Source organism: Bacillus sp. COPE52, from assembly GCF_003355115.1.
In the GTDB taxonomy this organism is placed as follows: domain Bacteria; phylum Bacillota; class Bacilli; order Bacillales; family Bacillaceae_G; genus Bacillus_A; species Bacillus_A toyonensis.
This window is the reverse complement of the sequence record NZ_CP031292.1, coordinates 1086557-1099408: the sequence shown is the minus strand read 5'-3', so window position 1 is coordinate 1099408 and position 12852 is coordinate 1086557. Positions and strand designations below refer to the sequence as shown.

The following is a 12852-nucleotide window of genomic DNA, read 5'->3' as shown; positions in this document are numbered from 1 at the left end:
TTGCTTTACCATTTTTATCTGTTTTTACTCCTGTTACTACTTTGCCTTGCTCATCTTGTACTTCGAAGACTACACCTGCTAGTACTTTTTGACTGTCTTTATCTACTTTTGTAATTTCTACGTTACCCTTGTCTAACATTTCATTTTCTACTGTTAAAACAAGAGATTTCGTCATACCTTTTTCAATTTGGAAAGTAATCGGATCTATTAATTGTTTATATCCCTTTGGTGCTTTTACTTCTACTAATTTGTATGTGCCAACTGATAAATTAGTAACTTGTGCTTGTCCTTTTTTATCTGTCGTTATTTTAGCGACTACTTTTCCTGCTTCATCTTGAATCTCAAATACTGCATCAGCTAAAACATCTTTATTTTCTTTGTCTACTTTTGTAATTTCTACATTTCCTGTATCCACTAATTCATTTTCGACAGTTAATTGTAGTGCTGTTATTCTACCCTTTTCAATTTCGAATGAAATTGGTTTTTCAAGTGGTTTGTATCCCGCTGGTGTCTCTACTTCCACCAACTCATACTTCCCAATGGATAAATCTGAAACATTTGCTTTTCCTTCTTTATCCGTTTTTACTTTTGCAACTACTTTTCCTTTTGAATCACGTACTTCAAATACAACATTTTCTAATGGTGCTTTACTATCTTTATCTATTTTTGTTATCTCGACATTCCCTGTATCCACCATTTCATTTTCTACTTTTAATGATAGGACTTCGGTCATGCCTTTTTTAATTTCAAATGATATTGGTTTTTCTAGCTTTTTATAACCAGGTAAACTTTCTACCTCTACTAAGTCATACTTTCCTACAGGTAAATCTAAAACATTTGCTTTTCCAGCTTTATCTGTTGTTACTTTTTTAACTTCATTACCCTTTTCATCTTGGACGATGAATATTACTCCCGCTAATGGTGCTTTATTATCTTTATCAACCTTTGTTATCTCGACATTTCCCGTATCTACCATTTCATTTTCTATTTTTAATGATAGAACTTCTGTCATACCTTTTTTGATTTCAAACGATACTGGTTCTGTTAATTGTTTGTAACCTGGTAAGCTTTCTTTCTCTACTAATTTGTACTTTCCTACTGATAAATCAGAGATTTTTGCTTTACCATTTTTATCTGTTGTTACTTCCTTTACTACTGTTCCAGCTTCATCTTGCACTTCAAAGATTACGCCTTTTAATGCTTTTTGACTGTCTTTATCTACTTTTGTAATTTCTACTGAGCCTTTATCTAACTGCTCATTCTCTACTTTCAATGATAAGACTGTCGTCATACCTTTTTTAATTTCAAATGATACTGGATCTGTTAGCTTTTTGTAACCTGGTAAGCTTTTCATCTCTACTAATTTGTATTTTCCTATTGATAAATCAGAGATTTTTGCTTTACCATCTTTGTCTGTTTTTACTTCTGTTACTACTTTACCGTTTTCATCTTGCACTTCGAAGACTACGCCTTCTAATACTTTTTGACTATCTTTATCTACTTTTGTAATTTCTACTGAACCTTTATCTAACAGTTCGTTCTCTACTTTCAATGATAAAACTTTTGTCATACCTTTTTTGATTTCGAACGATACTGGTTCTGTTAGCTTTTTGTAACCTGGTAAGCTTTTCGTCTCTACTAATTTGTACTTTCCTACTGATAGATCTGAAACGTTTGCTTTTCCATCTTTATCTGTTGTTACTTTTCTTACTACTTCACTTTTCTCATTTTGGACTTCAAATTCGACACCCGCTAATACTGCACCGCTTTCTTTGTCCACTTTTGTAATTTCTACATTACCTTTGTCTACCATTGCATTTTCTACTGTTATTGGGAATATGCCGTCCCCTGTTACATTTACTTCGAACTCTTTTTCTTTTAATTGGTATCCTTCTGGTGCTTTCGTTTCTTTTAAAATATATTTCCCTGGTACTAACGGTTTAGAAATTGCCTTACCATCTTTATCTGTAACAATATGTTCGACTACTACACCGTCTTTTACTATGTCAAACTCTGCATTTGCTAATGGCTTTTCACCATTTTCCGAATCAATTTTCTTTAATTCAATTTGACCCTTTTGTATAGTATTTTTAATTTCAATTGTTTTTGTTTCTCCAGCTTGAAGTGTAACCTCTACTGGTTCTTTTAATTTTTGATATCCTTCTGGTGCTACTATTTCATAAACTTTATACGTCCCAGGAGCTAAAGTTTGAGGTACTGAAAAACCTTTTTCGTCCGTTTTCAGTTTTGCAACAACTTCATTTGCACTATTTCGAACTTCAAATTCGGCACCTTTTAACCCTTTATTCGAATCCTCAGCATCTATTTTATGAATTGATACTGTACCGTCTTTTGGAGTTTCAGGCGGCGTAACAGTTACTTCTTTCGATGTTAATTTCTTATCATCAAAATGTAATTCTGCCTTATTAGGAATCTTCTTATCTACGTAAGAAGATAAGTCTGCATTAGCTTTAATTTTCGCCTTAATATTCAAGTTAATTATCTGGTCTTCATATGATTTATAGTCAAAGTTCTCACCGAACGTAAATGTCACTTCACTTTTTTGTTTATCTATCTTTAATGTTCCTTTAGAAGTAATATCTTGACCATTTTGATCATACACTTTTGCCTCTAATACTTCTAAAACATCTTCTAAATCATCACTAATTACCATAGATGTGTATTTAGGAGGATCGTTCGGTATATGTGTACCAACTTGGTATTGAATAACTTGATCCATTTGTGTTAACTGCTCATTCTCTACAAGCTTGCCATTCTCATCAACTATATTTTTTTCAATGCTAGGTGGATTATCGTCACCTGAACCGGATCCTCCCCCACCACTTACAAATACTTGTCCTACTTTTTCTTCAGTTTTAATATTTTTACCTTCTAATTTCACAGTATTTTTATGAGGTTTTGCAGCAGGATTTGTAACCTTTGTTTTATATCTTAAAACATAGCCTTTGGAACTGTCTGGAAATTCAATTGTAAATCCAGCCTTTGTCGCATTAATTTTAATGTTAGATAAATCTGCTGGCTTAATATTTGTTGGTGCATAACCATCTTCAAATACAGCCTCTTCTAATACTACGCTGTCTGTAATTAACTCATGCCCAGGTCCTAATGTATCTGTTAATTTAAGATCTTGCATTTCTGTTCCAGTTGCATTTACATATACAAGCCAATCAGCAATGGACGGATCTTCTTGATTATAAGAACCCCATTTCAATAGATTATCTGTATTGGGCTGTGGCTTCGGTCTCTCTGTCGTATTACTTACATTTACTTCTTTATTTACGATTTGACCATCAACGTTAAATTCTAATGGAATTTCTTTGACACCATCATATGCTTCTAGACCAAAGTAGAATTCTACAAATAAAGAACCTTTAACGTTATTCTTTCCTTCTACGTAATCACCCATAGTACATGTTAATAGGCCCTTTTTCATCTCACATGTACCAACTGTTTTTCCTTCAGCATCTTTTAAAGGAAAACTCATATTCATAAGGTCTTTTCGAAACTCTTTTGGCATATCAATTGTGAATTGATCTCCACTTTTTATTTTTTCTTTAGCTGACCACTTCACTTCTACTTTCATACCATCTGAGGCTTGATACGGTTCAGATGTCGTGCCATCAGTACGGGAAATATTAATTTCGTCCACTGGACTTTTCATCACAGCAGCTTGAATAACTGGAGCCCACACATTCAGCACTGAAAATAATACTAGAAAAACTAATGAAACCATTGAAATATGCCTTTTAGTACTTTTCATTTGCATAGTTCCCTCCTATTTTTTATATTTATATAACAAAAAAAGACCGTCCGGTTGCATCAAAAATGTGCAACCAGACGATCTTAGTAACCAATATATATTACCGTAGACTCTAAGCTTTGCGGCCTATCCTTTCGAATAGTGTGCTAAAAATATCTTTTATTCTTTTTTTGTTTCATTTTCCTCTTAAACCAAATATTACTATACCGTCTGGACGGTTATAATTCAACACCCTACAAAATTGTTCTATTATTCTAACAAAAAAAATAATTCACCACTGGATTAAATAACCAACGGTGAATTATCGTATATTATATAGTTAGTATATTCTACTTATATGAATTATTAATAAGAGCTTGAATCACTTTTTCTCTTAACTCGGGGCTTAGTCTTCCAATCCCTAAACATTCCGAATACCATAATCCATCTGCTGCTAATCTAATAATTGTGGCACAAACTGAATCTATTTCATCATTTTCTATATTATTCTGAAGTTGGTGAAATGCTTGTTGTAATGGCTCAAGTAATTCAGGTTTTAACATGAATGCTGTCATCATACTACTAGACAGCTCTTCTGATCTTCTCTCATTACTTAATCTTTCCTCTACAAAAGAGCGAACCCATCTTCCTTTTCTCTCTGAGTCTTCCTCTACTTTATTGTAAATAGCGTCTTGATACTCCTCCGTTCCTTTGAGTATCATACCTTCTATTAAAGCTTCTTTATTTGAAAAGTGATACAACAATCCACCTTTACTTACGCCCGCCTCTTTTGCCACTGCTTCTAAGGTTAATTTAGCAACCCCTTTATATTGCACAATGTGAGAAGCAGCTGATAAAATTTTTTGCCGTGTTATGCTTGTACTCATTCCTTTTTAAAACCCCATTTCGACTAAAATTATATAAATACGTATCTTATTTTTAATATTGTTGAGTACTACTAACTATTTTCTTTATACAACAAAAGCTTCATTACCTTTGAATTTTTAGTTACTTATTCTATTAAAAATTTCCATATCATTCAATATGATAACATCAAATACACAACACTGACTATACATCTATACTTTTATATTCATTTCTAATATATTCATGAATAGGATTTATTAGTTTAGCTTTTCCTATTACTTTATCACCTTCATTAGTTTATCTTATTAGACAACTGTAATTCTCTCAGTACTAAATAAAAAATGTTATTCCTCCCGTTGAATGGAGGAATAACATTTTTTATTTATAAACTACTTAACAAATTTGATTCCAACTAGCATCCTTCACATCTTCACTAGTCGGTTTTCTAACTGATTTCACAAAACATTCCTCGCAAGCACCGAACGTAATGAAATTTTTCTGTGCTTGTCTTAACGAAGGTTCATTTGCCCCGCCTTCAAAGTCAGGATTGTTAAACTGAACCTCATCATCTTCCCAATAACATATACTGCAAATTTCATATGTACCTGGTGGTTCTTCTTCTATTGTTTTATACCCACAACACGGACAAGTGTATTTCATGTTCCCACTCCATTACTAACTTGTTTTTTCTCCCATATATCCCGACCCACAAAGAATGTAACAGCACAAATCATAGTTATCCCCATGAAAAAAACATTGGAATCTTCATATGTATTTGGAATCCCTACCGTTATGAAAACAATACTAAAAGCTAAGAGTAAATATAATAATAAAGATATAATATAGCTAAATTTAAATCGTAAAATGATACCTCTAAACAATATCTCACCAAGAAGACATCCACCTAAAATAATAGGTACTCCGAAATACAATGTAAGGACTCCCATTTGCGAAATAGATTGAATTATCTTTCCAAGTATGTTCGGCGAAATCATCTCATTATTTTTTCCCATCCTATCATATAAATCAAGTGCCGTTGCTGAAATAAAGAAACTTAATATAGAAAATGAATACGGAATTAAAAATTTGCTCACTCTCATTCACCTCACTTTTTTCCTTTCATATATATTATTCACTATTTTCTATCATTTTCACATAAAAAAATAACCCTCTATGATAAAACATAGAGGGAAGAATTTCTATATAAAAACCTATACCTTATCCTGAAGTGAATTCCGAAAACAGAACACATATCAAAACACCTAAACCATCTGCTCCCTATATTCGGTTTAGATGTTTTATCCCGCTATTTGCGGGCAGTAAGACCCCCACCTCAAAATTTAGCGAAAGCAAAGAAGTTAGGTGAGGAATCAACTGCCCGTAAACGCCCGATTCGTTCAACTAATAATCAGTGGGGATGAAGCCCCCCCCACTGATTAAAGTTTCACTTTATTAGAAAGTAGTACCTTCTTTTTTGTAATATTCTTTTGAAATCTCTTCATAAAACGCTGCCGATGTCGAATAGAAGTAAGGTGCTAACCATAAGAAACCGATTCCTATAGTAAGAATACTTAAGATGAACCAGCCAAGGAAACTTAAGCATAGTAAAAAGTAATCCATTTTATGTCCGTTCATCATATGGCGACTTTCGGTAATTGCTTGATTCGCTGTGTATTCTGGATGATCATTCAAAATAAAATACGTCATAGAATAAGAAAATGATTTAATAATACCCGGAATAATAAGAAGTAATGTCCATAGAATTACGTATACATACATTAGTAAATATGTTAAAAATGCCTTCATAAACTTACTTCCATCGCTAAACCATCTAAATACATGACCAATACTAGCATTAGTTCCACGAATTACATTTAAAACTAGGTAATAAGCACCCGTTGTTAACGGACCGATAATAAGCATTGCAATAATAGTTACTGTAAGCGAATCACTTGCTTCTTCCCAACCCCAAAACATTGAGAAAATACCTGTGGTTAGAAATTCCACAGCTCCAATAAGAATTCCAATTAATAAGGTTGCTCCTACTGCTAATCCCCATTTTCCTTTTAATGCATCAAGTGCTTCTCTTTTCAACTGACTTATCATACATAGCCTCCTAATATTATTTCTACATTATTATACCATTTATATCAAATATTTCACGAATTCCCCTTAAATAGAAGCACACTTCCTTTTTTCTGATACATATTCATATATGTGCGCTGTAGTACTCATATATGGATTGGACTAAAGAAAACTTAGTTCAATTGCAAACTACTCATTTCTCTATAAAAAAAGCCTACCTATCATACTAGGCAAGCCTTTTTAAACTAATCCTCACTTATTCTTTTCTTATACCAATCCTGCATTCTCTCTGCATCTACTACTCTCGTATGCTCTAATTTATAATTCGATGATGCACTAGAAAACTTATACGTACATAAGTCTACGCGGCGCTGGAAATATGATTGTGTCTTCTCCATTGATTGGACGTGTCTTCTTCTTACAAGTCCTGTATATTTTCCAATACTACGATACACAATTGTAATTTGTTCTCCGTTTACACCGTAACCATTTGTTTTAAATGTTGCGTATCCAAGTGTAAAGATGAGGATCGCGAGCGGTAATAATGCCCACATGATGTAATACTTTTCAAAGTATATGCTGATTCCCGTCAGCGGGATTGCTAGCATGGCGAAGAAGATGAAACTATCAATGAGATAGCGACGCAATGCTGCTTTTGGTAATGAAATAATGTTTGTATTCAGTTCGTATGGTAATTGTAAATGGGTGAGTAACTGTTGCACGCGATCTTTTCGAATGATAGGATGTAGCGTAACTTTTTCTTCTTTCCCTTCACTTTGAATGACTTCTACTTGCACAGCACAATAACCGAATGGTTGGCGTAATATACCTTCTTTTATCGTAATACCTTGAATGCGGTGTAACTTTAATACGAGTTCTTTTTTCTCAAGTAATCCTTGCGAAATACGGACTTCATCATTTTTTCGATTGACTGTGAAATCCCCATGTTTTAACGCATATCCAATTGTAGATATAATCCAAGAAACGACAAGTAAAATAGCTACCATGTAAATCCAGCCATATATATCATGATCCATAACATAAGACTCTACGCTATTTTTGATCCATTTCGGAATATACTCGTCCACTTGGTTATAAACGAAAAATATTAAAGAGAATAATAATCCAAATTGACCAGATGTAACAGACGCTATTAAAATCTCTTTCCACGTTAACTTGTACTCTGTCGTTTGTTTTTCCTCTGTAATAATTTCTTTTTGTACTACTTCTTCTGATGTTTCTTCTACTTTTACTACCGAGGTTGGCTCATTTAACATTGTAATAAGCTTTGTTGCCTCTTCTACCGTAATACCAGCTAAACTAACTTCCGGCTCATTTCCTCCGCCAGCTGTTTCAATTTTAATTTTCTTTAGTCCTAACACTTGGTACAGCATGCCTGAACTTGTATTAATCGTTTGAACACGTTCTTTATTTAAGTAGCTCTCCTTCTTCACAAAGAGCCCTTCTTTAATATGTAATACGTTATTTTCGACCCAATATACTTTGTAGTACCAGCCTACGATAGCTGAAACAATCGTGATTACCGCAAAACCGATAGGAACTAAATACCAAAATGGAAACTTTCCTTTTAAACTAAAAAGAAAAATAATAAATGGTATAAAATCTGTTATTTTTAATTCTAATAACATCGTGATTGGATGCTGCCTCTTATACATCCTCATCACTCACTTTCGCTAATTCTGCGATTTTCGTTTTCAACATTTCTGCCTCATACATCGTTAAACCTGGGATACTATGAGAAGTCGCCGCTGTTGAAATGTGTAATTCTGCTAATCCGTATTTCCTCATAATTGGCCCTTGTTCAATTGTAACGTGCTGCACACGAATCATCGGTACTAATACACGTTTTACGACGAAAAGACCGTGCTGAATTTCAAGTTCTTCTTCATTTAGTTGGTAGCTATAGTAACGTTGACGCAATTTCGGGAATGTAAAGTAATCAAACGGCGTATATACAATTGTTAATCCGATGAGCACATAAAAAATCCAAGCCCACCAATTAAACTTAATCATAAAGAAAAGATATGCCAAAATGACGATAATACTAATTCCTAACTCAATTAAGGAACGCGTTTTCCACACCTTGACCATGTCAGGGTGAATTTCATTTTTCAATGGATCCATGTAACCACTCCAAATCTAGTAATCTAATATATGAATACTCTCAATCTATATTTTACATAACTTTACAGAAAATTGAAATTTAATTATCTTTCTTCTCTGGAATAAAATATCCGAACCAAAGTAACCAAATGAAACCGATTAACTTCAGCCAACTTCCATCCGCCTGAAAAGCCTCTATCATACCTGGAATTTTATACACTCCAATGAATCCAAGAAAACCGAGCCACCAGTTTTTTTGCATTTTCACTTTTACTCCTCCTTTATGACGTTTTTCACATTTCGAATCCAAATTTCTTTATACTTTAACTGGAATCCCATTAACATGTAGTTGCTCATATTATCGATAACGAGCGCTAACGTATGAGCATTCTCTTCTGTTGCATGTTGTGACACAACGTCAAGTTCTACACCTTGCTTTAATAAATCATGAAAGCCATTTAAAAACTCTTCTTGTATTTCAAATAAACGTTTCTGATACTTTTCATTTCGCGCCGCAGTTACGATAAATTCATTTATGACGCGTAATATACCTTCTTGTCCTTCATACTCAGACAACATATGTAAACCATCTGCAATTAACTTTTTTGCAAAATTTTCTTTCGTATATTGATCTTTATCGAAGTAAGAAGAGAAATGATACCCAGAAAAAATTTCTTCAAATAAAAAATCTACTAACGCTTCTTTAGAAGAAAAATGATAGTAAATGGCCGGTTTTGAAATACCTACCTCTTTCGCAATCATGGAAAGGCTCATTTTCTCAATACCGTGCTCTGCCATAAGTTTAAATGACGCCTCTACAATGTTCTGCGATGTTTGTAAATTCTTTGTCATACTGTACCTCACTTATTTTTACTTACCGGTCGGTAAGTAAATTATAAAATGAAACGAAATGATTTTCAAGTTAGTTAGCGCTTTAGAAGGGGTTTATTGGTAAATGTAGAAAAACATAAAGTAAAAGCAATATATAACAATAAGGAGGATGTTCATATGGGACTTGGTGGTAAAGGCGGTAGCGGCGGAACTGGTGGCGGTGAAGATGGACAAGCTGGTAAGAGCGGATTTCCATTCATCATTGTACTCTTTATCGTATTAATTATAGTTGGAGCTAGCTATAGTGGACTTGGCTTCTAAGAAAAGGCGCCCTACATTACACATGTAGGACGCCTTCTTTTTAATCCCTATTCAACAATCGCATACGATAACAATTCATCGTCACTTCTCCAAGTCTTTGCAGTAATTGATAGTTCGCATATGCGCCGACCGGGGCACCGATTATCGGTACGAGCTGAAGCATTTTTGCTAAATCGATATAGTCTCGGTACTCTGTTTGGAACTTTTCCCAGTCCATATGATTTTTTTCTTCTGTATCCCACGTTTCGATGGCTTTCCATATTTCTTTTCGATGATCATCACTTGAAAAGGCGAGTTGGAAAACGTGAAGTATAAAAAGGCGCTCTTCTTTGTTACTCGTATCAAATCCGTACAACGTTGCTGCATCGAATAAAAATTTAATTTTAATGCCGAGTAAAAGCGGAAAGTCAGCAAGGCCAAGGAGAATACCACCAGCTCCAGTCCCTGCTCCTTCCGCCGCTGCTATTTTTTTGTACTCATCCATTTTTTTGCGTACTTCATCGTCACGTCTTTGCAGTGACCATGTCGTCTCTTTTAATTTCGGCTTTATAAAGTTTGATCCGGCGCTGATCGTTTGCACCATCATACGAATCGTCTCTGTTAACACCTTTTGTACTTTCGCCGGAATGAGCTGTTGTACTTTCGTCTGCACTTTTTTGGAGAACCGTGTCATCATAGAAGAATCTTTCATGAATGTAGCTTTCCACTGCTCCAATTCTTTTATAACCTTCTCTTCATATGTAATCATAGGTTCATTCCTTTCAATTTAAACGCTCAATGCGCTTCGCCCCGTATTGGTAAACGAAACCGATACTAAATAATATGCTTACGATAAGTAAAATTCCTGTCATCATGAAATCTTTCGTTGCTAGTGCAAATATAACTGTAAAGATTACGCTCCCGATGATTAGAATCGCGTTTAATAAAGTAAGAAAATCTTTCTTCTTTTCATCTACCTTTACTGGATACAAATCAAGCCAAATTTTCATGCGGTGATGTTTCCATAAAGTTAATAGCTGATAGCCGATTAAGTATAGGAAGATAAAACTCACGATGAATCGTCCATATAAAAATGGAATGAAGTAAAGAATAACTCCTCCAAGAGCGAGCAAACGCACATATAATCCAAAATAGTTACCTGATCTTAAAAATGTTCTCGTATATAAGTATAAATATGTACGCTTTTCGCCGATTATCGAAAGAATGAAATCAAGCCATTTCTTGCGGGATACTCTCTCTTTTAATGCTGGTACATCAACGAACATATTCGCAATGCGGTACAGTAACATCATCTTTTTACCTTCTTCAGAAATTAAATACTCCCAGTTCAGCGGCTTCCCTTTCACCATTTGATGCATGATAGCAAGGTATAACACCATGAATAGAACAATTCCGCCAATAAAAAGAACTGAAGTACGTTCTACAAGGAAATATACAAATAAACCGTTTAAGATAAAACGTATGAACCAATCCGCCTTTTGTACATTTTGATCTGTTAAAAAGGACTTTTCCCACGCTATAAATAAATTCCAAGCTTTCACAATGACAAACGCGATTACAATCCATATGTAAGCCGCTCCTGTTTGCTTCATTTGCTGGAAGTATAACGGGGCAAGCGCAGCTGCTACGATTGCGATTATGTATAACTGAATCATAAACGTAAAGAGAAAGGCCTTTGTGAAGTAAGGCTTTAGCTTCTCTTCAACTGGCAGTAAGTAAACAAGGTCTGCTTCTTTTAATAACGTTTGCATTGATCCAGCTGTTAAAACTAGTCCAATTAGCACTGCCATTACGAGCGCAGTTGGAAACGAAGGTGTTAACGTTTGTAACCATTGTTGGTAATAATACGCTCCCGCACCGATGATAAACACGAAAATAAATTTCAAATGATCGTTAAATACGTATTTACTATATGTACGAACTTCTTTTAGAAAGTGACGAAATCGTTCTTTCCATAATGCTGTACTATTCATAATCTTCTTCCTTTGTTAAGGCAATATAAATATCATCTAACGTTGCACCTGGCATATTAAACTGTGATTGCAGTTCAGATAATGTTCCCATCGCTCTTACTTCGCCTTGATGTAAAATAATGAACGAATCACAATAACGCTCTGCCGTCGCTAAAATATGTGTACTCATTAAAATACCTGCGCCGCTCTTTTTCATTTGATCCATCATTTGAAGTAGAGATTGAATTGCTAACGGATCCAGTCCAACGAAAGGTTCGTCTACTATGTAAAGAGATGGCTCCACTAAAAATGCACTCATAATCATTACCTTTTGTTTCATCCCTTTTGAGAAATGAGATGGAAACCATTTTAAACGATTTTTCATACGAAATTCTTGCAATAGTTGTCCTACACGTTCTTCGTACTGTTTTTCATCGACACCGTACGCCATCGCTGTTAATTTCAAATGCTCTTCTAGCGTTAGCTCATCATATAATACCGGTGTTTCTGGAATGAATGAAAAGCTAGAACGGTACGCTGTCATATCATCACGAATTGTTTTCCCATTAATTGTGACAGTTCCTTTTTTCGGTTCCATTAAACCGATAATATGTTTAATCGTCGTACTTTTACCAGCCCCATTTAAACCGATTAAGCCGACAAGTTCGCCTTTATTAACAGAGAACGAAACGTCTTTTAATACAGGTCGTTTCGTATATCCTCCTGTAACATTTTCTACACGCAATAACTCGCTCATACGACACCACTTTCTTCATTAGTATTCATTCTATATTCATCTTACCAAAAATTGCGCTGTACTACATAGTATCGATGTGTTCAAAAAAAATTTAAATTTGTTAGCATATATTTTTACGAAAGCGGACATCATAATTAGTGAAGAAGGAACACATT

General features: G+C 34.5%; 13 protein-coding genes and 1 riboswitch. Of the genes, 1 reads left to right on the top strand and 12 read right to left on the bottom strand.

Going from position 1 to position 12852, the window contains the following annotated elements:
• The 9 genes from DPQ31_RS05475 to DPQ31_RS05435 form a co-directional block, all read right to left on the bottom strand.
• Positions 1–3787 (bottom strand): SpaA isopeptide-forming pilin-related protein (locus DPQ31_RS05475; RefSeq protein ID WP_208731655.1); only part of this gene is annotated, 3787 nt, incomplete at its 3' end.
• Positions 3788–3846: 59 nt separating this feature from the next.
• Positions 3847–3939, bottom strand: a riboswitch (cyclic di-GMP riboswitch).
• 171 nt (positions 3940–4110) lie between these two features.
• Positions 4111–4647, bottom strand: a complete 537-nt coding sequence (locus DPQ31_RS05470; RefSeq protein WP_098138363.1) for a TetR/AcrR family transcriptional regulator — start codon at positions 4645–4647, stop codon at positions 4111–4113.
• Positions 4648–5020: 373 nt separating this feature from the next.
• The gene (locus DPQ31_RS05465; RefSeq protein ID WP_199634440.1) at positions 5021–5287 is read right to left on the bottom strand and encodes a CPCC family cysteine-rich protein; all 267 of its coding nucleotides are present in this window, start codon (positions 5285–5287) and stop codon (positions 5021–5023) included.
• A complete protein-coding gene (locus DPQ31_RS05460; RefSeq protein WP_098138364.1) occupies positions 5284–5727 on the bottom strand; it encodes a hypothetical protein in 444 nt (147 codons plus the stop codon). The genes DPQ31_RS05465 and DPQ31_RS05460 overlap by 4 nt, the downstream gene beginning before the upstream one ends.
• Before the next feature lie 352 nt (positions 5728–6079).
• Positions 6080–6733 (bottom strand): DUF975 family protein, encoded by a 654-nt coding sequence (locus tag DPQ31_RS05455; RefSeq protein ID WP_000625391.1) that lies wholly within the window; start codon positions 6731–6733, stop codon positions 6080–6082.
• Positions 6734–6957: 224 nt separating this feature from the next.
• Complete coding sequence (locus DPQ31_RS05450; RefSeq protein WP_208731654.1) at positions 6958–8388, bottom strand: PH domain-containing protein; 1431 nt, start codon at positions 8386–8388, stop codon at positions 6958–6960.
• Positions 8381–8857, bottom strand: coding sequence for a PH domain-containing protein (locus DPQ31_RS05445; protein WP_000371349.1), 477 nt, complete (start codon positions 8855–8857; stop codon positions 8381–8383). The genes DPQ31_RS05450 and DPQ31_RS05445 overlap by 8 nt, the downstream gene beginning before the upstream one ends.
• Before the next feature lie 79 nt (positions 8858–8936).
• Positions 8937–9104 (bottom strand): hypothetical protein, encoded by a 168-nt coding sequence (locus DPQ31_RS05440; protein ID WP_000783814.1) that lies wholly within the window; start codon positions 9102–9104, stop codon positions 8937–8939.
• 2 nt (positions 9105–9106) lie between these two features.
• Positions 9107–9688, bottom strand: a complete 582-nt coding sequence (locus DPQ31_RS05435; RefSeq protein ID WP_000164841.1) for a TetR/AcrR family transcriptional regulator — start codon at positions 9686–9688, stop codon at positions 9107–9109.
• Positions 9689–9844: 156 nt separating this feature from the next.
• On the opposite strand from DPQ31_RS05435, the gene DPQ31_RS05430 reads away from it, so the two are divergent.
• Positions 9845–9988 carry a YjcZ family sporulation protein gene (locus DPQ31_RS05430; RefSeq protein ID WP_000522751.1) on the top strand — a complete coding sequence of 48 codons (144 nt, stop codon included), beginning with the start codon at positions 9845–9847 and terminating at the stop codon, positions 9986–9988.
• Positions 9989–10028: 40 nt separating this feature from the next.
• Here DPQ31_RS05430 and ecsC read toward each other — a convergent pair whose 3' ends face one another.
• The 3 genes from ecsC to ecsA are packed head-to-tail and all read right to left on the bottom strand — an operon-like array spanning position 10029 to position 12697.
• Complete coding sequence (gene ecsC / locus DPQ31_RS05425) at positions 10029–10736, bottom strand: ecs operon protein EcsC (protein WP_208731653.1); 708 nt, start codon at positions 10734–10736, stop codon at positions 10029–10031.
• 13 nt (positions 10737–10749) lie between these two features.
• The gene (gene ecsB / locus DPQ31_RS05420) at positions 10750–11961 is read right to left on the bottom strand and encodes an ABC transporter permease EcsB (protein WP_001089113.1); all 1212 of its coding nucleotides are present in this window, start codon (positions 11959–11961) and stop codon (positions 10750–10752) included.
• The gene (gene ecsA, locus DPQ31_RS05415; protein WP_001292604.1) at positions 11954–12697 is read right to left on the bottom strand and encodes an ABC transporter ATP-binding protein EcsA; all 744 of its coding nucleotides are present in this window, start codon (positions 12695–12697) and stop codon (positions 11954–11956) included. The genes ecsB and ecsA overlap by 8 nt, the downstream gene beginning before the upstream one ends.
• Positions 12698–12852: the final 155 nt, after the last annotated feature.

Bases quoted from the DNA above. Each gene is read 5' to 3' on its own strand.
- DPQ31_RS05470 (WP_098138363.1), bottom strand. From the start codon at position 4,647: ATGAGTACAAGCATAACACGGCAAAAAATTTTATCAGCTGCTTCTCAC.
- DPQ31_RS05465 (WP_199634440.1), bottom strand. From the start codon at position 5,287: ATGAAATACACTTGTCCGTGTTGTGGGTATAAAACAATAGAAGAAGAA.
- DPQ31_RS05460 (WP_098138364.1), bottom strand. From the start codon at position 5,727: ATGAGAGTGAGCAAATTTTTAATTCCGTATTCATTTTCTATATTAAGT.
- DPQ31_RS05455 (WP_000625391.1), bottom strand. From the start codon at position 6,733: ATGATAAGTCAGTTGAAAAGAGAAGCACTTGATGCATTAAAAGGAAAA.
- DPQ31_RS05450 (WP_208731654.1), bottom strand. From the start codon at position 8,388: ATGTATAAGAGGCAGCATCCAATCACGATGTTATTAGAATTAAAAATA.
- DPQ31_RS05445 (WP_000371349.1), bottom strand. From the start codon at position 8,857: ATGGATCCATTGAAAAATGAAATTCACCCTGACATGGTCAAGGTGTGG.
- DPQ31_RS05435 (WP_000164841.1), bottom strand. From the start codon at position 9,688: ATGACAAAGAATTTACAAACATCGCAGAACATTGTAGAGGCGTCATTT.
- DPQ31_RS05430 (WP_000522751.1), top strand. From the start codon at position 9,845: ATGGGACTTGGTGGTAAAGGCGGTAGCGGCGGAACTGGTGGCGGTGAA.
- ecsC (WP_208731653.1), bottom strand. From the start codon at position 10,736: ATGATTACATATGAAGAGAAGGTTATAAAAGAATTGGAGCAGTGGAAA.
- ecsB (WP_001089113.1), bottom strand. From the start codon at position 11,961: ATGAATAGTACAGCATTATGGAAAGAACGATTTCGTCACTTTCTAAAA.
- ecsA (WP_001292604.1), bottom strand. From the start codon at position 12,697: ATGAGCGAGTTATTGCGTGTAGAAAATGTTACAGGAGGATATACGAAA.